This window comes from Enterobacter cloacae complex sp. P16RS2, from assembly GCF_014982155.1.
GTDB lineage: Bacteria > Pseudomonadota > Gammaproteobacteria > Enterobacterales > Enterobacteriaceae > Enterobacter > Enterobacter cloacae_M.
In genome coordinates, this window is record NZ_JADCKW010000023.1 from 21,879 (window position 1) to 41,567 (window position 19,689).

General features: G+C 55.0%; 18 protein-coding genes. 12 read left to right on the forward strand and 6 right to left on the reverse strand.

Features of this window, described 5'->3' with window-relative positions; all coding sequences use genetic code 11:
- The first annotated feature begins 5 nt into the window (after nucleotides 1–5).
- The 11 genes from atpA (at nucleotide 6) to phoU (ending at nucleotide 12,792) form a co-directional block, all read left to right on the forward strand.
- Nucleotides 6–1,547 (forward strand): F0F1 ATP synthase subunit alpha, encoded by a 1,542-nt coding sequence (atpA, locus tag INF68_RS15825; protein WP_006808751.1) that lies wholly within the window; start codon nucleotides 6–8, stop codon nucleotides 1,545–1,547.
- A 51-nt stretch (nucleotides 1,548–1,598) separates the two neighbouring features.
- Nucleotides 1,599–2,462, forward strand: a complete 864-nt coding sequence (atpG, locus tag INF68_RS15830; protein WP_008500191.1) for a F0F1 ATP synthase subunit gamma — start codon at nucleotides 1,599–1,601, stop codon at nucleotides 2,460–2,462.
- 31 nt (nucleotides 2,463–2,493) lie between these two features.
- Nucleotides 2,494–3,876, forward strand: coding sequence for a F0F1 ATP synthase subunit beta (gene atpD, locus INF68_RS15835; RefSeq protein ID WP_003862362.1), 1,383 nt, complete (start codon nucleotides 2,494–2,496; stop codon nucleotides 3,874–3,876).
- Between the two features lie 20 nt (nucleotides 3,877–3,896).
- Nucleotides 3,897–4,316 (forward strand): F0F1 ATP synthase subunit epsilon, encoded by a 420-nt coding sequence (locus tag INF68_RS15840; RefSeq protein ID WP_006177560.1) that lies wholly within the window; start codon nucleotides 3,897–3,899, stop codon nucleotides 4,314–4,316.
- A 138-nt stretch (nucleotides 4,317–4,454) separates the two neighbouring features.
- Complete coding sequence (glmU, locus tag INF68_RS15845; protein ID WP_109846533.1) at nucleotides 4,455–5,825, forward strand: bifunctional UDP-N-acetylglucosamine diphosphorylase/glucosamine-1-phosphate N-acetyltransferase GlmU; 1,371 nt, start codon at nucleotides 4,455–4,457, stop codon at nucleotides 5,823–5,825.
- Between the two features lie 224 nt (nucleotides 5,826–6,049).
- The gene (gene glmS, locus INF68_RS15850; protein ID WP_023309792.1) at nucleotides 6,050–7,879 is read left to right on the forward strand and encodes a glutamine--fructose-6-phosphate transaminase (isomerizing); all 1,830 of its coding nucleotides are present in this window, start codon (nucleotides 6,050–6,052) and stop codon (nucleotides 7,877–7,879) included.
- Between the two features lie 321 nt (nucleotides 7,880–8,200).
- Nucleotides 8,201–9,241 (forward strand): phosphate ABC transporter substrate-binding protein PstS, encoded by a 1,041-nt coding sequence (pstS, locus tag INF68_RS15855; protein ID WP_008500186.1) that lies wholly within the window; start codon nucleotides 8,201–8,203, stop codon nucleotides 9,239–9,241.
- Nucleotides 9,242–9,369: 128 nt separating this feature from the next.
- Entirely contained in the window at nucleotides 9,370–10,329 is a 960-nt protein-coding gene (gene pstC / locus INF68_RS15860; RefSeq protein ID WP_023309793.1) for a phosphate ABC transporter permease PstC, read from the forward strand.
- Complete coding sequence (gene pstA, locus INF68_RS15865; protein WP_023309794.1) at nucleotides 10,329–11,219, forward strand: phosphate ABC transporter permease PstA; 891 nt, start codon at nucleotides 10,329–10,331, stop codon at nucleotides 11,217–11,219. The genes pstC and pstA overlap by 1 nt, the downstream gene beginning before the upstream one ends.
- A gap of 47 nt (nucleotides 11,220–11,266) precedes the next feature.
- Complete coding sequence (gene pstB / locus INF68_RS15870; RefSeq protein WP_010426574.1) at nucleotides 11,267–12,040, forward strand: phosphate ABC transporter ATP-binding protein PstB; 774 nt, start codon at nucleotides 11,267–11,269, stop codon at nucleotides 12,038–12,040.
- Between the two features lie 26 nt (nucleotides 12,041–12,066).
- Nucleotides 12,067–12,792: a phosphate signaling complex protein PhoU gene (gene phoU / locus INF68_RS15875; protein WP_008500182.1), complete on the forward strand. Its 726-nt coding sequence runs from the start codon at nucleotides 12,067–12,069 to the stop codon at nucleotides 12,790–12,792.
- A gap of 94 nt (nucleotides 12,793–12,886) precedes the next feature.
- Here phoU and yieH read toward each other — a convergent pair whose 3' ends face one another.
- Complete coding sequence (yieH, locus tag INF68_RS15880; RefSeq protein ID WP_126786544.1) at nucleotides 12,887–13,552, reverse strand: 6-phosphogluconate phosphatase; 666 nt, start codon at nucleotides 13,550–13,552, stop codon at nucleotides 12,887–12,889.
- Nucleotides 13,553–13,717: 165 nt separating this feature from the next.
- On the opposite strand from yieH, the gene adeP reads away from it, so the two are divergent.
- Nucleotides 13,718–15,055: an adenine permease AdeP gene (adeP, locus tag INF68_RS15885; protein ID WP_146198332.1), complete on the forward strand. Its 1,338-nt coding sequence runs from the start codon at nucleotides 13,718–13,720 to the stop codon at nucleotides 15,053–15,055.
- Between the two features lie 90 nt (nucleotides 15,056–15,145).
- Here adeP and INF68_RS15890 read toward each other — a convergent pair whose 3' ends face one another.
- From INF68_RS15890 to INF68_RS23255, 5 genes are all read right to left on the reverse strand, one after another.
- The gene (locus tag INF68_RS15890; RefSeq protein ID WP_014833835.1) at nucleotides 15,146–15,712 is read right to left on the reverse strand and encodes an NADPH-dependent FMN reductase; all 567 of its coding nucleotides are present in this window, start codon (nucleotides 15,710–15,712) and stop codon (nucleotides 15,146–15,148) included.
- Between the two features lie 36 nt (nucleotides 15,713–15,748).
- Complete coding sequence (locus INF68_RS15895; RefSeq protein ID WP_126786543.1) at nucleotides 15,749–16,495, reverse strand: 4'-phosphopantetheinyl transferase superfamily protein; 747 nt, start codon at nucleotides 16,493–16,495, stop codon at nucleotides 15,749–15,751.
- A gap of 122 nt (nucleotides 16,496–16,617) precedes the next feature.
- Nucleotides 16,618–17,589: an HTH-type transcriptional regulator YidZ gene (gene yidZ, locus INF68_RS15900; RefSeq protein ID WP_029741480.1), complete on the reverse strand. Its 972-nt coding sequence runs from the start codon at nucleotides 17,587–17,589 to the stop codon at nucleotides 16,618–16,620.
- On the reverse strand, nucleotides 17,558–18,733 hold the full coding sequence (locus tag INF68_RS15905; protein ID WP_023309801.1) for an MFS transporter: 1,176 nt from the start codon (nucleotides 18,731–18,733) through the stop codon (nucleotides 17,558–17,560). Before INF68_RS15905 ends, yidZ begins: the two co-directional genes overlap by 32 nt.
- A 192-nt stretch (nucleotides 18,734–18,925) precedes the next feature.
- Nucleotides 18,926–19,045, reverse strand: a complete 120-nt coding sequence (locus tag INF68_RS23255; RefSeq protein ID WP_227412882.1) for a phage integrase N-terminal domain-containing protein — start codon at nucleotides 19,043–19,045, stop codon at nucleotides 18,926–18,928.
- Between the last annotated feature and the right edge of the window lie 644 nt (nucleotides 19,046–19,689).

A 19,689-nucleotide genomic window follows, 5' to 3' on the forward strand; every position in this document is an offset into this window, starting at 1 on the left:
GGAGCATGCAACTGAATTCCACCGAAATCAGCGAACTGATCAAGCAGCGCATTGCTCAGTTCAGTGTTGTGAGTGAAGCTCACAACGAAGGTACTATTGTTTCTGTAAGTGACGGTGTTATCCGCATCCACGGCCTGGCCGATTGTATGCAGGGTGAGATGATTTCCCTGCCGGGTAACCGTTACGCTATCGCACTGAACCTGGAGCGCGACTCCGTAGGTGCAGTTGTGATGGGTCCATACGCTGACCTCGCCGAAGGCATGAAGGTTAAGTGTACTGGCCGTATTCTGGAAGTGCCGGTTGGCCGTGGCCTGCTGGGTCGCGTTGTTAACACCCTGGGTGCGCCAATCGACGGTAAAGGTCCGGTTGAGCACGATGGCTTCTCTCCAATCGAAGTTATCGCACCAGGCGTTATCGACCGTCAGTCCGTAGATCAGCCTGTTCAGACAGGTTATAAGTCCGTTGATGCCATGATCCCAATCGGTCGTGGTCAGCGTGAACTGATCATCGGTGACCGTCAGACCGGTAAAACCGCGATGGCTATCGACGCCATCATCAACCAGCGTGACTCCGGCATCAAATGCGTGTACGTGGCCATCGGCCAGAAAGCGTCCACCATTTCTAACGTGGTTCGTAAACTGGAAGAGCACGGCGCACTGTCTAACACCATCGTTGTGGTAGCTACCGCGTCTGAATCTGCTGCACTGCAATACCTGGCGCCATACGCCGGTTGCGCAATGGGCGAATACTTCCGTGACCGCGGTGAAGATGCGCTGATTGTATACGATGACCTGTCTAAACAGGCTGTTGCTTATCGTCAGGTTTCCCTGCTGCTCCGTCGTCCACCTGGACGTGAAGCGTTCCCTGGCGACGTATTCTACCTCCACTCTCGTCTGCTGGAGCGTGCTTCCCGCGTTAACGCGGAATACGTCGAGAACTTCACCAAAGGTGAAGTGAAAGGTAAAACGGGCTCTCTGACTGCTCTGCCGATCATTGAAACCCAGGCGGGTGACGTTTCTGCGTTCGTTCCGACCAACGTAATCTCCATTACCGATGGTCAGATCTTCCTGGAAACCAACCTGTTTAACTCCGGTATTCGTCCGGCGGTTAACCCGGGTATCTCCGTATCCCGTGTTGGTGGTGCTGCTCAGACCAAGATCATCAAGAAACTGTCCGGTGGTATCCGTACCGCGCTGGCACAGTATCGTGAACTGGCTGCGTTCTCTCAGTTCGCATCCGATCTGGACGAAGCAACCCGTAAACAGCTGAGCCACGGTCAGAAAGTGACCGAGCTGCTGAAGCAGAAACAGTACGCACCAATGTCTGTTGCTCAGCAGGGCCTGGTACTGTTCGCGGCTGAACGCGGTTACCTCGAAGATGTGGAACTGGCGAAAATCGGTAGCTTCGAAGCCGCTCTGCTGGCTTACGTCGACCGTGATCACGCTCCGCTGATGCAAGAGATCAACCAGACCGGTGGCTATAACGACGAAATCGAAGGCAAGCTGAAAGCTATCCTCGATTCCTTCAAAGCAACCCAATCCTGGTAATCGTCCGGCGGCTTGTCTCAGGACAAGCCGCCTGGCATTGAGGAGAAGCTCATGGCCGGCGCAAAAGAGATACGTAGTAAGATCGCAAGCGTCCAGAACACGCAAAAGATCACTAAAGCGATGGAGATGGTCGCCGCTTCCAAAATGCGTAAATCGCAGGATCGCATGGCGGCCAGCCGTCCTTATGCAGAAACCATGCGCAAAGTGATTGGTCACCTTGCAAACGGTAATCTGGAATATAAGCACCCTTACCTGGAAGAACGCGACGTTAAGCGCGTGGGCTACCTGGTGGTGTCGACCGACCGTGGTCTGTGTGGCGGCTTGAACATTAACCTGTTCAAAAAACTGCTGGCGGATATGAAAGCATGGTCTGAAAAAGGCGTTCAGTGCGATATCGCAATGATCGGCTCTAAAGGCGTCTCTTTCTTTAACTCCGTTGGTGGCAACATTGTCGCTCAGGTGACCGGTATGGGTGATAACCCGTCCCTGTCCGAACTGATCGGCCCGGTTAAAGTGATGTTGCAGGCCTATGATGAAGGCCGTCTGGACAGACTGTACGTTGTCAGCAACAAATTCATTAACACCATGTCTCAGGTTCCAACGCTCACTCAGATGCTGCCGTTACCGGCATCAGAAGATGACGAGCTGAAGCAAAAAGCCTGGGATTACCTGTATGAACCCGATCCGAAACCGCTGCTGGATACCCTGCTGCGTCGTTACGTTGAATCTCAGGTTTATCAGGGCGTTGTAGAAAACCTGGCCAGCGAGCAGGCCGCACGAATGGTGGCGATGAAAGCCGCGACCGATAATGGCGGCAGCCTGATTAAAGAGCTGCAGTTGGTTTACAACAAAGCTCGTCAGGCCAGCATTACTCAGGAACTCACCGAGATCGTCTCGGGGGCCGCCGCGGTTTAACCAGGTTTACGAATTACGTAGAGGATTCAAGATGGCTACTGGAAAGATTGTCCAGGTAATCGGCGCCGTGGTGGACGTCGAGTTCCCTCAGGACGCCGTACCACGCGTGTACGACGCGCTTGAGGTACAGAATGGTAACGAGAGCCTGGTGCTGGAAGTTCAGCAGCAGCTCGGCGGCGGTATCGTGCGTACCATCGCGATGGGTTCTTCCGACGGTCTGCGTCGTGGTCTGGAAGTCAAAGACCTCGAGCACCCGATCGAAGTCCCGGTAGGTAAAGCAACACTGGGTCGTATCATGAACGTATTGGGTCAGCCAATCGACATGAAAGGTGACATCGGTGAAGAAGAGCGTTGGGCTATCCACCGCGCAGCACCTTCCTACGAAGAGCTGTCCAGCTCTCAGGAACTGCTGGAAACCGGTATCAAAGTTATCGACCTGATGTGTCCGTTCGCGAAGGGCGGTAAAGTCGGTCTGTTCGGTGGTGCGGGTGTTGGTAAAACCGTAAACATGATGGAGCTGATCCGTAACATCGCGATCGAGCACTCCGGTTACTCCGTGTTTGCGGGCGTAGGTGAACGTACTCGTGAGGGTAACGATTTCTACCACGAAATGACCGACTCCAACGTACTGGACAAAGTATCCTTGGTTTACGGCCAGATGAACGAGCCACCAGGAAACCGTCTGCGCGTTGCGCTGACCGGTCTGACGATGGCTGAGAAGTTCCGTGATGAAGGCCGTGACGTTCTGCTGTTCGTTGATAACATCTATCGTTACACCCTGGCCGGTACGGAAGTATCTGCACTGCTGGGTCGTATGCCTTCAGCGGTAGGTTATCAGCCTACGCTGGCGGAAGAGATGGGTGTTCTTCAGGAACGTATCACCTCTACCAAAACCGGTTCTATCACCTCCGTTCAGGCGGTATACGTACCTGCGGATGACTTGACTGACCCATCTCCAGCAACCACCTTTGCGCACTTAGACGCAACCGTGGTACTGAGCCGTCAGATCGCGTCTCTGGGTATCTACCCGGCCGTTGACCCGCTGGACTCCACCAGCCGTCAGCTGGATCCACTGGTTGTTGGTCAGGAACACTACGACACCGCACGTGGCGTACAGTCCCTGCTGCAGCGTTACCAGGAACTGAAAGACATCATCGCCATCCTGGGTATGGATGAACTGTCTGAAGAAGACAAACTGGTGGTAGCACGTGCGCGTAAGATTCAGCGCTTCCTGTCCCAGCCGTTCTTCGTTGCGGAAGTATTCACCGGTTCTCCGGGTAAATACGTTTCCCTGAAAGACACCATCCGTGGCTTTAAAGGCATTATGGAAGGCGAATACGACCACCTGCCAGAGCAGGCGTTCTACATGGTTGGTTCCATCGAAGAAGCCGTGGAAAAAGCCAAAAAACTTTAACGCCTTAATCGGAGGGTGATATGGCAATGACTTACCACCTGGACGTCGTCAGCGCAGAGCAACAAATGTTCTCTGGTCTGGTCGAGAAAATCCAGGTAACGGGTAGTGAAGGTGAACTGGGTATTTTCCCGGGTCACGCACCGCTGCTCACCGCCATTAAGCCTGGTATGATCCGCATCGTTAAACAGTTCGGTCACGAAGAGTTTATCTATCTGTCCGGCGGCATTCTTGAAGTGCAGCCTGGCAGTGTGACCGTTCTGGCCGATACCGCTATCCGTGGACAGGATCTCGACGAAGCGCGAGCCCTGGAATCGAAGCGTAAGGCTGAAGAGCACATTAGCAGCTCTCATGGTGACGTGGATTACGCTCAGGCGTCTGCGGAGCTGGCCAAAGCGATCGCGAAACTGCGCGTTATCGAGTTGACCAAAAAAGCGATGTAACACCGGCTTGAAAAGCACAAAAGCCAGTCTGGATACCAGGCTGGCTTTTTTTTTCGGCCTTAATTCATGATGAAAAAGATGTAGAATTTTAAGCTTCAAACGTTTTTACTTCACACTCAAACTACCGTCAGGATGCGTATGTCAAACAGTGCGATGAGCGTGGTGATTCTTGCCGCTGGCAAAGGGACCCGCATGTATTCCGATCTGCCTAAGGTGCTCCACACGCTTGCAGGAAAGCCAATGGTGCAGCATGTCATTGATGCAGCGAACGAGCTGGGTGCCAGTCAGGTCCACCTGGTCTACGGCCACGGCGGCGATCTGCTTAAAAAGACGCTGAGCGATGACAAGCTCAACTGGGTGCTTCAGGCCGAACAGCTGGGCACAGGCCATGCGATGCAGCAGGCTGCGCCTTTCTTTGCGGATGACGAAGATATTTTAATGCTTTACGGCGATGTCCCGCTGATCTCCGTTGAAACCCTGACTCGCCTGCGTGAAGCCAAACCGCAGGGCGGCATCGGTTTGTTGACCGTCGTGCTGGACGATCCAAGCGGTTATGGCCGCATCACCCGTGAAAACGGCAACGTCACAGGTATTGTTGAGCATAAAGATGCCAGCGACGAACAGCGCCAGATTCAGGAGATCAACACCGGTATTCTGATTGCCAACGGCGCGGATATGAAGCGCTGGCTGTCCAGACTCGACAATAACAACGCGCAGGGTGAATACTACATCACCGACATCATTGCGATGGCGTACCACGAAGGGCGTGATATTGCCGCCGTTCATCCGGCGCGCATCAGCGAAACGGACGGCGTGAACAACCGCCTGCAGCTTTCCCGTCTTGAGCGTATTTATCAGTCCGAGCAGGCCGAAAAACTGCTGCTTGCGGGCGTGATGCTGCGCGATCCGGCGCGTTTCGATCTGCGTGGTTCGTTATCTCACGGGCGTGACGTTGAAATTGATACGAACGTTATCCTCGAAGGTCACGTCACGCTGGGCAATCGCGTCAAAATTGGCGCCGGCTGCGTGATTAAAAACAGCGTCATCGGCGACGACTGCGAAATCAGCCCGTACAGCGTGGTGGAAGATGCCCGTCTGGATGCGGCCTGTACCATCGGCCCGTTTGCGCGTCTGCGCCCGGGCGCTGAGCTGCTGGAAGGCGCTCACGTGGGTAACTTCGTGGAAATGAAAAAAGCGCGTCTGGGTAAAGGCTCGAAAGCCGGTCATCTGACCTATCTGGGCGACGCGGAAATTGGCAATAACGTGAATATTGGTGCAGGGACTATTACCTGTAACTATGACGGCGCGAATAAGTTTAAAACCATCATCGGTGACGACGTGTTTGTTGGCTCCGATACGCAGCTGGTTGCGCCTGTTACCGTGGGTAACGGGGTGACCATTGCCGCGGGAACAACCGTTACGCGCGATGTGGCCGAGAACGAGCTGGTGTTAAGCCGCGTTCCGCAGGTCAGCAAGCAGGGCTGGAAACGCCCGGAGAAGAAAAAGTAACAACAAGGCGGGTGGCGCTACGCTTACCCGCCCTACGATTGAGTAGGCCTGATAGGCGTAGCCGTCATCAGGCAAACCCGGGAGAGGAGATAAATATATATTTCCCCCCACAAGCAGTACCCATAAAAATAACCCCACTCTCTACAAGGCTCGGGGCGCCCGGAAAGGGTAAATACAGGTCAGCGACAACGCAGGCATAATGCCTAAATTCGGAATCTAAAATTATGTGTGGAATTGTTGGCGCAGTTGCGCAGCGTGATATTGCTGAAATCCTTCTCGAAGGTTTACGTCGTCTGGAATACCGTGGTTACGACTCAGCCGGTCTGGCTGTCGTCGATGCAGAAGGTCATATGACCCGTCTGCGTCGTCTCGGTAAAGTGCAGATGCTGGCCCAGGCCGCGGAAGAACATCCGCTGCACGGTGGGACCGGTATTGCTCACACCCGCTGGGCGACGCACGGCGAACCGTCTGAAGGTAACGCGCACCCGCATGTGTCTGAACACATCGTGGTCGTGCACAACGGCATTATCGAAAACCACGAACCGCTGCGCGAAGAACTGAAAGCGCGCGGCTACACCTTCGTCTCTGAAACTGACACCGAAGTGATTGCTCACCTGGTGCACTGGGAGCTGGAGCAGGGCGGCACGCTGCGTGATGCGGTGCTGCGTGCTATCCCTCAGCTGCGCGGTGCGTACGGTACGGTGATCATGGATTCCCGCGATCCGTCCACATTGCTGGCCGCGCGTTCCGGTAGCCCGATGGTTATCGGTCTGGGCATGGGTGAAAACTTCATCGCTTCTGACCAGCTGGCGCTCCTGCCGGTTACCCGTCGCTTTATCTTCCTCGAAGAGGGGGATATCGCGGAAGTGACCCGTCGCAGCGTGACCGTCTTCGATACCAAAGGCGAGCAGGTGAAACGTCAGGAGATCGAATCGAATCTGCAGTACGACGCGGGCGACAAAGGCGCTTACCGTCACTACATGCAGAAAGAGATTTACGAGCAGCCAAACGCCATCAAAAACACCCTGACCGGGCGCATCAGCCACGGTGAAGTGGATCTGAGCGAGCTGGGCGCAAACGCGAACGAACTGCTCGGCAAGGTTGAGCACATTCAGATCGTGGCCTGCGGCACGTCTTACAACTCCGGTATGGTCTCTCGCTACTGGTTTGAATCCCTGGCTGGCGTGCCGTGCGATGTGGAAATCGCGTCTGAATTCCGCTATCGCAAATCCGCGGTGCGTCGTAACAGCCTGATGATCACCCTTTCCCAGTCTGGCGAAACGGCGGATACCCTGGCAGCGCTGCGTCTGTCTAAAGAGCTGGGTTACCTGGGCTCTCTGGCTATCTGTAACGTTCCTGGCTCATCGCTGGTGCGTGAGTCCGATCTGGCGCTGATGACCAAAGCGGGCACCGAAATCGGTGTGGCCTCTACCAAAGCGTTTACCACTCAGCTGACCGTTCTGCTGATGCTGGTGGCGAAGCTGGCGCGTCTGAAAGGTGAAGATGCGTCCGTTGAGCACGACATCGTTCACGGCCTGCAGGCGCTGCCGAGCCGTATTGAGCAGATGCTGTCTCAGGACAAACGCATAGAAGCTCTGGCGGAAGATTTCTCCGACAAACATCACGCCCTGTTCCTGGGTCGTGGCGATCAGTATCCGATTGCGCTGGAAGGCGCGCTGAAGCTGAAAGAGATCTCCTACATTCACGCTGAAGCCTATGCGGCAGGCGAGCTGAAGCACGGCCCGCTGGCGCTGATTGACGCGGATATGCCGGTCATCGTTGTGGCACCAAACAACGAACTGCTGGAAAAACTGAAGTCTAACATCGAAGAAGTGCGCGCCCGCGGCGGTGTTCTGTACGTCTTCGCCGACAAAGATGCCGGTTTTGTCAGCAACGACAACATGCATATCATCGAGATGCCGCATGTGGAAGAGGTGATTGCACCAATCTTCTACACCGTTCCGCTGCAGCTGCTGGCCTATCACGTTGCCCTGATCAAAGGCACCGACGTTGACCAGCCGCGTAACCTGGCGAAATCGGTTACCGTAGAATAATCCCTTCAGGCTCCACCTTCGGGTGGAGCTTTTTTATCCCGCCCGGTTTGTTTTTCATCAATCCTTTCTCGTTTTTAATAATGACAATTTGTCATCTTCAGCTACTTTTTTCAGTGTCACATAAAGAAAATATTTCTGAAAACGCCTTGTCATAAAAGTGGCTAACTAGATGAAAATTAAGCTTTCTTTTGCTTTTTTTTAAGTGAAATTAACGTTGTCATAAAACTGTCATAATTCGTACATTTATCTGTCACCTGTTTGTCCTATTTTGCTCATCGTAGCCACTAAACAACGATTTACGAAAATCTTGCAGGAGACATTATGAAAGTTATGCGTACCACTGTCGCAACTGTTGTCGCCGCGACCTTATCTCTGAGCGCGTTCTCTGTATTTGCAGAAGCAAGCCTGACTGGCGCTGGTGCAACCTTCCCTGCGCCGGTGTATGCCAAATGGGCAGATACCTACCAGAAAGAAACCGGTAACAAGGTTAACTATCAGGGTATCGGCTCCTCCGGTGGCGTTAAACAAATTACCGCGAACACTGTTGATTTCGGCGCATCAGACGCTCCGCTGTCTGATGACAAACTGGCTCAGGAAGGCCTGTTCCAGTTCCCTACCGTGATCGGTGGCGTGGTCCTGGCCATCAACCTGCCGGGCGTGAAGTCGGGTGAGCTGGTGCTGGACGGCAAAACTCTGGGTGACATCTACCTGGGCAAAATCAAAAAATGGGATGACGAAGCGATCGCTAAACTCAACCCAGGCCTGAAGCTGCCTTCTCAGAACATCGCCGTGGTTCGCCGCGCGGATGGTTCCGGTACCTCTTTCGTGTTCACCAGCTACCTGGCAAAAGTGAACGAAGAGTGGAAATCTAAAGTCGGCTCCGGTTCTACCGTTAACTGGCCAACCGGTCTGGGCGGTAAGGGTAACGACGGTATAGCCGCGTTCGTACAGCGTCTGCCTGGCTCAATTGGTTACGTAGAGTATGCGTACGCCAAGCAGAACAACCTGTCCTACACCAAACTGGTTTCAGCCGACGGCAAACCGGTTAGCCCGACCGAAGAGAACTTTGCTAACGCGGCGAAAGGCGCTGACTGGAGCAAATCCTTCGCGCAGGATCTGACTAACCAGAAAGGCGAAGGTGCGTGGCCAATCACCTCTACCACCTTCATCCTGGTTCACAAAGAGCAGAAGAAACCTGAGCAGGGCGCCGAAGTGCTGAAGTTCTTCGACTGGGCGTACAAAAACGGCGGCAAACAGGCTAACGCCCTGGATTACGCTACCCTGCCGGACAACGTGGTTGAGCAGATTCGTGCTGCATGGAAAACCAACGTGAAAGACAGCAGCGGTAAAGCGCTGTACTAACAGGATATATTTAACGAAGATGGCGGGTGGCGCTGCGCTTACCCGCCCTACGGTTTAAGCTGTAGGCCCGGTAAGCGTTAGCGCCACCGGGCATATTCGTAAAAACGTCTCAAACAGAAGAGTAATTTATGGCTGCAACCAAGCCTGCATTTAACCCTCCGGGTAAAAAAGGTGACATGATTTTCAGCGCGCTGGTCAAACTGGCTGCGCTGATTGTGCTATTGCTGCTGGGCGGCATTATCGTGTCTCTGATTTTCTCCTCATGGCCGAGCATCCAGAAATTCGGTTTTTCCTTCCTGTGGACTAAAGAGTGGGACGCGCCGAACGATATCTACGGTGCCCTGGTGCCGATTTACGGCACGCTGGTGACCTCGTTCATCGCCCTGCTGATTGCGGTTCCGGTGAGCTTTGGTATTGCCCTGTTCCTGACGGAGCTGGCGCCGGGCTGGCTGCGACGCCCGCTGGGTATTGCCATCGAACTGCTGGCGGCTATTCCAAGTATCGTTTACGGCATGTGGGGTCTGTTCATCTTTGCTCCGCTGTTCGCAACGTATTTCCAGGAACCGGTCGGTAACGTGCTTTCCGCTATTCCGTTTGTGGGGGCCCTGTTCTCTGGCCCGGCTTTCGGTATTGGCATTCTGGCGGCAGGTGTGATCCTCGCCATCATGATTATTCCTTACATTGCGGCGGTCATGCGCGATGTCTTCGAACAAACGCCGGTGATGATGAAAGAGTCGGCCTACGGCATCGGCTGCACCACCTGGGAAGTTATCTGGCGCATTGTCCTTCCGTTCACCAAAAATGGGGTGATCGGGGGCGTGATGCTGGGTTTAGGTCGTGCGCTGGGTGAAACCATGGCGGTCACCTTTATCATCGGTAACACCTACCAGCTCGACAGCGCGTCGCTCTACATGCCGGGTAACAGTATTACCTCGGCGCTGGCGAATGAATTTGCGGAAGCGGAATCGGGGCTGCACGTGGCGGCGCTGATGGAGCTGGGTCTGATTCTGTTCGTTATCACCTTCATTGTTCTGGCGATTTCCAAGCTGATGATTATGCGCCTCGCTAAAAATGAGGGGGCACGCTAATGGCAACTCTCGAAATGCAAGCTACCGCTGAACTGGCGGAATCCCGCCGTAAAATGCAGGCCAGACGCCGCATGAAAAACCGTATTGCCCTGTCGCTCTCTATGGCGACGATGGCATTCGGCCTGTTCTGGCTGGTCTGGATCCTCTTCTCGACGGTCGTTCGCGGGATTGACGGGATGTCACTGTCGTTGTTCACCGAAATGACGCCGCCGCCGAACACGGCGGGTGGTGGCCTGGCGAATGCCCTGGCGGGCAGCGGCCTGCTGATCCTCTGGGCGACGGTCTTCGGCACCCCGCTGGGCATCATGGCGGGCATCTACCTGGCAGAATACGGTCGTAAATCCTGGCTGGCCGAAGTCATTCGCTTCATCAACGACATTCTGCTGTCTGCACCTTCTATCGTCGTGGGTCTGTTTGTTTACACCGTGGTGGTGGCGCAGATGGAACACTTCTCCGGCTGGGCGGGCGTGATTGCCCTGGCGCTGCTGCAGGTGCCGATTGTTATTCGAACCACCGAGAACATGCTGAAACTGGTGCCGGACAGCCTGCGCGAAGCGGCTTATGCGCTGGGTACGCCGAAATGGAAGATGATCTCTGCGATTACGCTGAAGGCGTCCGTCTCCGGGATCATGACCGGTATCCTGCTGGCGGTTGCGCGTATCGCGGGTGAAACGGCGCCGCTGCTGTTTACGTCTCTCTCCAACCAGTTCTGGAGCACGGACATGATGCAGCCGATCGCAAACCTGCCGGTGACGATCTTTAAATTTGCGATGAGCCCATTCGCGGAATGGCAGCAGCTGGCCTGGGCCGGGGTGCTGATCATTACCCTTTGCGTACTGTTGCTGAACATTCTGGCGCGCGTCATTTTCGCGAAGAAGAAACACGGTTAATTTTTTACGGCGCGGCAGCTCGCGGCGCCGAATGAGGAAATGAGTCAATGAGTATGGTTGATACTGCCCCGGGTAAGATTCAGGTTCGTGATTTGAACTTCTACTACGGCAAATTCCATGCCCTGAAGAACATCAACCTGGATATCGCGAAGAACCAGGTCACGGCATTTATCGGTCCGTCCGGCTGCGGAAAATCCACGCTGCTGCGTACCTTTAACAAAATGTATTCGCTCTATCCGGAGCAGCGCGCTGAAGGTGAAATCATCCTGGACGGTGAAAACATTCTGACCCAGGCGCAGGATATCGCCCTGCTGCGCGCGAAAGTGGGGATGGTGTTCCAGAAACCAACGCCGTTCCCGATGTCCATTTACGACAACATCGCGTTTGGCGTTCGCCTGTTTGAAAAGCTCTCCCGTGCCGATATGGACGAGCGCGTGCAGTGGGCGTTGACCAAGGCCGCATTATGGAACGAAACCAAAGATAAGTTGCACCAGAGCGGTTACTCTCTCTCCGGTGGTCAGCAGCAGCGTCTGTGCATTGCGCGCGGTATCGCTATCCGCCCGGAAGTGTTGCTGCTGGATGAACCGTGTTCAGCGCTGGACCCGATCTCAACCGGCCGTATTGAAGAGCTTATCACCGAGCTGAAGCAGGATTACACCGTGGTTATCGTGACCCATAACATGCAGCAGGCTGCACGTTGTTCCGATCACACGGCGTTTATGTACCTGGGCGAGTTGATTGAGTTCAGCGATACGGACGCGCTGTTCACCAGGCCCGCGAAGAAACAAACCGAAGATTATATTACTGGCCGCTACGGTTGATTTGCCTTAGTGCATGTGGAGAAACCATGGACAACCTCAATCTTAATAAACATATTTCCGGCCAGTTCAACGCAGAGCTGGAAAGCATTCGCACCCAGGTAATGACCATGGGCGGCATGGTCGAGCAGCAGCTTTCTGATGCGATTACGGCAATGCACAACCAGGACAGCGAGCTGGCGAAGCGCGTCATTGAAGGCGACAAAAACGTCAACATGATGGAAGTCGCTATCGACGAGGCCTGCGTGCGCATTATCGCGAAACGCCAGCCAACGGCGAGCGACCTGCGTCTGGTGATGGCGATCATCAAAACCATCGCCGAGCTGGAGCGTATTGGTGACGTTGCGGATAAAATCTGCCGCACCGCGCTGGAGAAATTCTCTCAACAGCACCAGCCCCTGCTGGTGAGCCTGGAGTCGCTGGGCCGCCACACCGTGCAGATGCTGCACGATGTGCTGGATGCCTTTGCGCGTATGGACCTGGACGAAGCGGTGCGCATCTACCGTGAAGACAAGAAGGTCGACCAGGAGTATGAAGGCATCGTGCGTCAGCTGATGACCTACATGATGGAAGATTCACGTACGATCCCAAGCGTACTGACCGCCCTGTTCTGCGCGCGCTCTATTGAGCGTATCGGCGACCGCTGCCAGAATATTTGCGAATACATCTTCTACTTCGTGAAAGGTCAGGACTTCCGTCACGTGGGCGGCGACGAGCTGGACAAACTGCTGGCGGGTAAAGATCCGAAAGAGTGATTTTACCCTCACCCTAACCCTCTCCCACAGGGAGAGAGGACAATTCGGTTTTCTCCCTCTCCCCTGGGGAGAGGGTCGGGATGAGGGGGAAAACTCAGCGAGTAATATTCCACCCGCGTGCCTTCCACAGCGCTGGCAGCTGCGCCAGATCGGTAAAGGTCGTCACGTTCGGATGATCGATCGGCTTGTTGTGCGGATCGGCGCAGAAGTAAAACACCTCCATCCCCGCATCAATCCCCGACTGCGCGCCCGCAGACGAGTCATCCACCAGAATGCAGTTCTCTACGTTGACGTTCATTGCTTTTGCCGCATGAAACATCAGCGCCGGGTCTGGCTTCCAGCGCTGGATATCGTAGCCGCTGAACAGCTTTTCCGGGAAATGGTGCAACATCTCAAGCTTGCCCAGCGAGTGCTGCATTTTGCTGACCGGGCCGTTAGAGACGACGCAGACTGGCACCGTCATCGCATCCAGCAGCGCGTTTGCGCCCGGAATGACCTCCAGCTCCGAATCAAACAGGCGTGCGACCTCGGCGCGGTACACCGGTTCCAGATCCGCTTTCGCCAGCTCCACACCGTGTTCTTCGTTAATGATGTCGATGATCTCGTAGAGCTTCACGCCCTTAAAGCGTTTAAACACCTCTTCAAGTTCCAGCGTAATGCCAAATTCCTGGAACATAGTGACATACGCGCGGGAACAAATGACCTCACTGTCGACCAGCGTACCGTCGCAGTCGAAAAATACCGCTTCAATTCCGGACATGCCTTTCCCTTTTAACAAGTTTAACGTTTACGTACGGCAGTTCACCGGGACGCAATCGTTGCCGTATAAGCAAAATCAATGAAAAAAGTATCACGTAACCGCCACTATTGTCGCATTTTGGTATAGGATAGCGACGAATTTTCCCTCCTTGTTCGGAAATTGATGATGAGTCAACAACACACTACCCAGACGTCTGGTCAGGGTCTGCTTGAGCGCGTTTTTAAACTGCGCGAGCACGGCACAACGGCACGCACCGAAGTGATCGCTGGTTTCACCACCTTCCTGACGATGGTCTATATCGTTTTTGTGAACCCTCAAATTCTGGGCGTTGCTGGCATGGATACCAGCGCCGTCTTCGTAACAACCTGTCTGATCGCGGCCCTTGGCAGCATTCTGATGGGCGTGTTCGCTAACCTGCCGGTTGCGCTGGCACCGGCGATGGGCCTGAATGCGTTCTTCGCATTCGTGGTGGTTCAGGCGATGGGTCTGCCGTGGCAGGTTGGCATGGGCGCCATCTTCTGGGGCGCGGTTGGCCTGCTGCTGCTGACCATTTTCCGCGTACGTTACTGGATGATTGCGAACATTCCCGTGAGTCTGCGCGTGGGCATCACCAGCGGTATCGGTCTGTTCATCGGTATGATGGGGCTGAAAAACGCCGGCGTTATCGTGGCGAACCCGGAAACGCTGGTGAGCATCGGTCACCTGACCTCTCATAACGTGCTGCTGGGCGTGCTGGGCTTCTTTATCATCGCGATCCTGGCTTCCCGCAATATTCACGCGGCGGTACTGGTCTCCATCGTGGTCACCACCCTGCTGGGCTGGATGCTGGGCGACGTTCACTATAACGGTATTGTCTCAGCGCCACCGAGCGTTTCTACCGTGATTGGTCACGTCGATCTGGCGGGTTCCCTGAACCTGGGCCTGGCGGGCGTGATTTTCTCCTTCATGCTGGTCAACCTGTTTGACTCCTCCGGCACGCTGATTGGCGTGACCGACAAAGCGGGTCTGGCGGATGAGAAAGGGAAATTCCCGCGCATGAAGCAGGCGCTGTTTGTGGACAGCGTCTCCTCTGTGACCGGTGCTTTTATCGGAACCTCGTCCGTTACCGCGTACATTGAATCGTCTTCCGGCGTGTCCGTGGGCGGCCGTACCGGCCTGACTGCGGTGGTCGTGGGTATTCTGTTCCTGCTGGTGATCTTCCTCTCTCCGCTGGCGGGTATGGTTCCACCGTATGCGGCAGCCGGCGCGCTGATCTATGTGGGTGTGCTGATGACCTCCAGCCTGTCACGCGTGAAGTGGGATGATTTAACCGAAGCGGTGCCAGCGTTTATTACCGCCGTGATGATGCCGTTCAGCTTCTCGATTACCGAAGGCATCGCGCTGGGCTTTATCTCTTACTGCGTAATGAAGATCGGTACCGGCCGCTTCCGCGACCTCAGCCCGTGCGTCATCGTTGTGGCGCTGCTGTTTGTGCTCAAGATTGTGTTTATTGATGCCAAATAAACAGCAAGCCCTTTTCGAAGAAAAGGGCTTTAGTGTTTGCACCCTCTCCCGTGGGAGAGGGCTGGGGTGAGGGCATCAGGCCGCTCCGGTCTACGCCTTCACCCGCTTAATATAATCCCCAAACGCCGTCAGCTGGCCAGACAGATGATCGCGCGTGCTCTGATCCACCACTTCACCCGTTTGCGGGTCGACCTTGTTCTGAATCACACCACCCATAAATTCCGGCTTGTTCATGACCATCGCATCCAGGAACACCAGGATCTGGCGCAGATGATACTGGCAGCGCGCGCCGCCAATCGCGCCCATTGAGCTGGTCTGGATCAACACCGGTTTGCCTGACAGCGGCTGCTCAGGTAAGCGGGACAGCCAGTCGATGGCATTCTTCAGGCCACCCGGAACCGAATAGTTATACTCCGGCGTGACGATGACCACGCCGTCAGCCTGGCGGATCTGCTCTGCCAGCGCCTCAACGCTCTGCGGAAAACCCTCTTCCTGCTGTACGTCAGCGTCATACAGCGGAATATCGCCAATAGACGGCAGGGCGCTAATTTCCATTCCTGCCGGTGCCAGCTGTGGCAGCGTGCGGGCAACCATCCCGTTAAATGAACCTTTGCGCAGGCTTCCCAGTAACGTAACTACTTTCAACGTATCAGACATGATTACTCCTGTTTCATCATGATGACCCTGATCGGATCAGCTAAGGGTGAATGCTTTTTCTGCCGGTAAACTGGTTAAACGCATCAGGCGTGCGGCGGGCTCGTTGGCACGCTCGGGCACATCAGGAAGGCTACGCCATCCCTGTTGGCTGTCAAATTCCCAGATTTTCATGCGTTCGATGGCGGGGGTAACCGCAATGGACCAAATGAGCACATCCTCTGCGTCGCTGAGCGCCTCTACCAGCGTGGCCTGAGCGGCACGCAGACGTCCGGAGCCTGGCAGCAGCTGCAGCAGGCTGGCGTCGTCTGAGGCGCATCCACAGAGCTTGCGAATGCTCTGGCGCAGGGTAATGAGCTGAGCTCGGGCTTCGACAGGATCGTTCTGGTTGCGTACCCACAGCTTCTCATTGCTGGAGAGCGGATAGTCTTCATGCGCATTACCGCCATGGAAGCTGCGCGTCGCGCGCTGGAGTTCCATATCCAGCCCACAATCCCCTTCAGTGGTCAGCGCGACGCCAATGATATTGCCCGCGTAGGCAATCGAAAAACGAGGGAGGTCCGGGTCGGCAAAGACCGGGCGGCCTTCGGGTTGGGTAATGATGTCCGGTAGCTCGCTGGTGCCGTACAGCATAAACAGCAGTTCTGCGAGAAGCGCTCTGGACGCTAAAAACCGCGTTCTGCGGTGTTCCGGGAGAGTGAGTGCTTCCCTGTGACAGGCTGAAGAAATTCTTCCCGATACGAGACGTCCTTCCGTAAGTATCCCTCTTGCAAAGTGCGTAGCCATTTTTCGCTCCTTGATAATGGTCGTAATCGGTTAAACGGTTACATGATTATCGCTTAACTTGACTCCTGTTTTAATCAGTAAATGGGAGTAAGAGAAGCCTCAGGACCGAACTTTACATTTTCTTAGGCAAAAATTGGATCGCTGGCACCGTACAGCGCCTTGATGGTTTCCCGCAGCCAAAGGATTTTCGGATTATGGCTGTTCCGTTTATGCCAGATCAGCGTGAAGGGAACGGTAAGCTTTTCAGCCTGCGCTTCGTCAATGGGAATGGGCAGCGCGATCAGCTTCCGCTGGTGGAGTTGATTGTAGTGATGGCAGTAGTGCGGAGCCGTGGCGATATAGTTGTGACCGGGCTGCGCTGCCATAAACATCGACTGCTCAAAGCCCGGCACGCTCATGGCAATGTTTCTCTCCCGACCCATCTCCTTTAGCACTTCGTCCAGTGCCCAGGTGTCGCTGCGTTCCCAGAAGATGCTGATGTGCGGGTAGCGCAGGAAGGTCTCAAGATTCCATTCGTCCTGTAGCGCGGGGTGATCCTCACGCAGATACACGCACGGACGGTCGCTGAACAGGATCTCATAGTCGATGAACCACGGCATTAGCTTCAGCAATTCACGCGATCGCGGGTGCGTTTCGCGTCCGGTGAATCCCAGATCCACCTCTCCGCGCGTAATGGCGTCCAGCGAGTCATAATCCCAGTGACGCATCTTCACCGTAGCCTGCGGATAGCGCTGGTTCACCTGCTCCAGCAGGGCGTTAAAGCGGATCAGCATCAACGGCGTTTCGGCGGCCAGCACAAACGTTAGCCCGCCCGGGGAATCATGGTGGAATTTATCGAGGATCTGGTTGCCGATTTGCATCCAGTCAGCCAGATCCTGCTCCAGGCTTACCGTCAGCGGGGTCGGCAGCAGCCCCAGCGGCGTTTTGACAAACAGCGGGTCGTCAAACCAGTCGCGCAGCTTGGCCAGCGATTTACTCACCGCAGACGGCGTCACGTTCATCCGTTTAGCTGCTTTGGTGACGCTGCGCTCCTGCAGCAAAAGCTGCAGGCAAAGCAACAGGTTAAGATCGAGACTGCTGATGGGCTTCTTCATAATGCGCCGCGGGCTGGATGACCATAAGTAAGGTGATGCATAGTATGCTACAGCCAATCAGAACCCCGATCAGCATATTCAGCGCGTTAAGCCCGATGACCGCCGCCAGCCAAATCCACAGCGACGAGCCGCAGACCTGCGCAATTCCCAGCACCGAGCTTGCCACGCCTGCCCGCAGCGAGAAGGGGCCAAGCGCCTGGCTCATCGCCACGCCAAAGCCAACCGAGAACCCGGCACAAATAAGGGTAATACCCGCCAGCATCACCGCATGCGAGCTGGTGGTTGCCAGGATCGCGCCAGCCGTGAGGAATAAAACCTGTGAGGTCAGCATCAGCGTGCGCTGGCTGAAAACATTTAGCGCAAACGGGGTGGAGAACGAGACTGCCATACTGACCATGGCGGTTAATGCCATCACTGTTGAATACTCACCCCGATCGAAGCCCATGGTTTCCATCAGTAAAACCGGGGAAACGTTTACATAGGTCAGGATCACCGCCACGCTTAACGTGGTCACGGCCAGACGACTGAGGAAAAAGCGGTTAAGCAGCTTCTCGGCTGGGTGAATGGTTGCGGTATGACCGGTATTCTGCGAGCCCGGGTGGGTCTCTTTCAGCACGGCGATGGACAGGATAAACACCAGCGCGCCCATCGCCGCCATGGTCCAGAACAGGCTCTGCCAAGGGAATTTCAGCATGATCAGATATCCCACGACCGGGGCCAGCACCGGGATGATACAGGTAATACCGTTCAGCATCGAAAGTACCTTAGCGCGACGCTGGGCGCTTAAGGTATCGCGCAAAATGGCAAAAGCGACGACGTAGCAGCCACCGGCGCCAATGCCCTGGATAAACCGTCCGGCCAGGAACAAGGTGCTGCTTTGCGCCTGTGAGCAGAGAAGAGAGGCCAGGGCAAAAATGATGGCGCCGCTTATCGCGACGGGTTGACGGCCTGCCTTATCCGCGATCTTCCCGGCAAAGACCATAGACGACGCCATCCCCGCGAGGTAGGCCGAAAACGCGATGTGCAGCTGCGCCTCGCTGGCGCCCAGATCGCGGGCGATGTGCGGCAATCCCACCAGATACATATCAATGCCGGACGGATAAAGCAGAACTAATGCGAAACTACAAAACAAAAAACGCGCCATAAACCCCCCATAGATGCAGGCATGCAGGATAGGGGGTGAAAAGGGATTAAGCGAGTTGCCATTTGGACAATGGTGATTTCCTTGGAGGAAATCACCATAACGTTTTATTTCTGATGTGCTCCGATTGGGCTAATTTTTCAGGTCCGGTCTGAGCAATGATTGTGTGCAAGATTGCCCCTCGTAGCTAGCGATCTATGAAAATATAATATGCTGGCTTAAACGCCCGTCGATACGGAGGCTATCATGGATTGTTTTAAAACTGCCGCCAGCCAGTAGGGCGAGTTTTTCCATGCGTTTTGTTAGTTTCGACATAGCGGCTCTCCACTCAATTCTCCGATGCGCGGTTGGAAACAGCGTGCTGTGCTGAACGATACCAGTGCGCCGGAGAATGCGCGGATGAGGTATGACGGGGTACGGTGATGCACGAATGCAGCCGCCTGCTCAGGCAGGTATATCCCCAAAGGTAAAATGACCTGTCCTCCGGTATCGGTTCGGTAGTGCTGGTTTCTCCTCCTGGTAAGTGAATTTCTAACATCTGTTTGAGTGTCAGCCTGTTTGTTGCAGTGAATTTGCAGGCAGTAGCTTGGTTGAAGCTGATCTGCGCGCTGGCGTCACTTTCACTCGCTTACGCTCTTAAAAGTGACGCCGCGTTTTGCACATTCAGCAGGAAGTACGGACGCAAAGCCTTCGGAAATGCCGTCCGACTTCTCTACAGCGTTCTGTCTGTCGCTACGCTTGCAACAGGGTAGCGATAAAGGGGGTGGTCACCTGTATCGAGACAGGAGGTCAGTTTCAGACCACGCTTCGTTCCCTGATCGACCGGCGGGCTGACCGCCAAAGGCGCTTCTTACAGGTCGCAGTTCGTCTTAGAACAGGAAACTTTTAGGGGTCCTGCTATGAGTTGGGGATAGGGTAGAGCGGGGGAAGGGGGAAAGCTGTGGGAAACTGTTTTTGGG

Excerpts from the sequence above, each read along its gene's own strand:
- INF68_RS15890 (WP_014833835.1), bottom strand. The coding sequence starts at position 15,712 with ATGTCTGATACGTTGAAAGTAGTTACGTTACTGGGAAGCCTGCGCAAA.
- pstS (WP_008500186.1), top strand. The coding sequence starts at position 8,201 with ATGAAAGTTATGCGTACCACTGTCGCAACTGTTGTCGCCGCGACCTTA.
- INF68_RS15840 (WP_006177560.1), top strand. The coding sequence starts at position 3,897 with ATGGCAATGACTTACCACCTGGACGTCGTCAGCGCAGAGCAACAAATG.
- phoU (WP_008500182.1), top strand. The coding sequence starts at position 12,067 with ATGGACAACCTCAATCTTAATAAACATATTTCCGGCCAGTTCAACGCA.
- glmS (WP_023309792.1), top strand. The coding sequence starts at position 6,050 with ATGTGTGGAATTGTTGGCGCAGTTGCGCAGCGTGATATTGCTGAAATC.
- atpD (WP_003862362.1), top strand. The coding sequence starts at position 2,494 with ATGGCTACTGGAAAGATTGTCCAGGTAATCGGCGCCGTGGTGGACGTC.
- INF68_RS15905 (WP_023309801.1), bottom strand. The coding sequence starts at position 18,733 with ATGGCGCGTTTTTTGTTTTGTAGTTTCGCATTAGTTCTGCTTTATCCG.
- pstB (WP_010426574.1), top strand. The coding sequence starts at position 11,267 with ATGAGTATGGTTGATACTGCCCCGGGTAAGATTCAGGTTCGTGATTTG.
- pstC (WP_023309793.1), top strand. The coding sequence starts at position 9,370 with ATGGCTGCAACCAAGCCTGCATTTAACCCTCCGGGTAAAAAAGGTGAC.
- yieH (WP_126786544.1), bottom strand. The coding sequence starts at position 13,552 with ATGTCCGGAATTGAAGCGGTATTTTTCGACTGCGACGGTACGCTGGTC.
- atpA (WP_006808751.1), top strand. The coding sequence starts at position 6 with ATGCAACTGAATTCCACCGAAATCAGCGAACTGATCAAGCAGCGCATT.
- pstA (WP_023309794.1), top strand. The coding sequence starts at position 10,329 with ATGGCAACTCTCGAAATGCAAGCTACCGCTGAACTGGCGGAATCCCGC.
- yidZ (WP_029741480.1), bottom strand. The coding sequence starts at position 17,589 with ATGAAGAAGCCCATCAGCAGTCTCGATCTTAACCTGTTGCTTTGCCTG.
- glmU (WP_109846533.1), top strand. The coding sequence starts at position 4,455 with ATGTCAAACAGTGCGATGAGCGTGGTGATTCTTGCCGCTGGCAAAGGG.
- adeP (WP_146198332.1), top strand. The coding sequence starts at position 13,718 with ATGAGTCAACAACACACTACCCAGACGTCTGGTCAGGGTCTGCTTGAG.
- atpG (WP_008500191.1), top strand. The coding sequence starts at position 1,599 with ATGGCCGGCGCAAAAGAGATACGTAGTAAGATCGCAAGCGTCCAGAAC.
- INF68_RS23255 (WP_227412882.1), bottom strand. The coding sequence starts at position 19,045 with ATGTCGAAACTAACAAAACGCATGGAAAAACTCGCCCTACTGGCTGGC.
- INF68_RS15895 (WP_126786543.1), bottom strand. The coding sequence starts at position 16,495 with ATGGCTACGCACTTTGCAAGAGGGATACTTACGGAAGGACGTCTCGTA.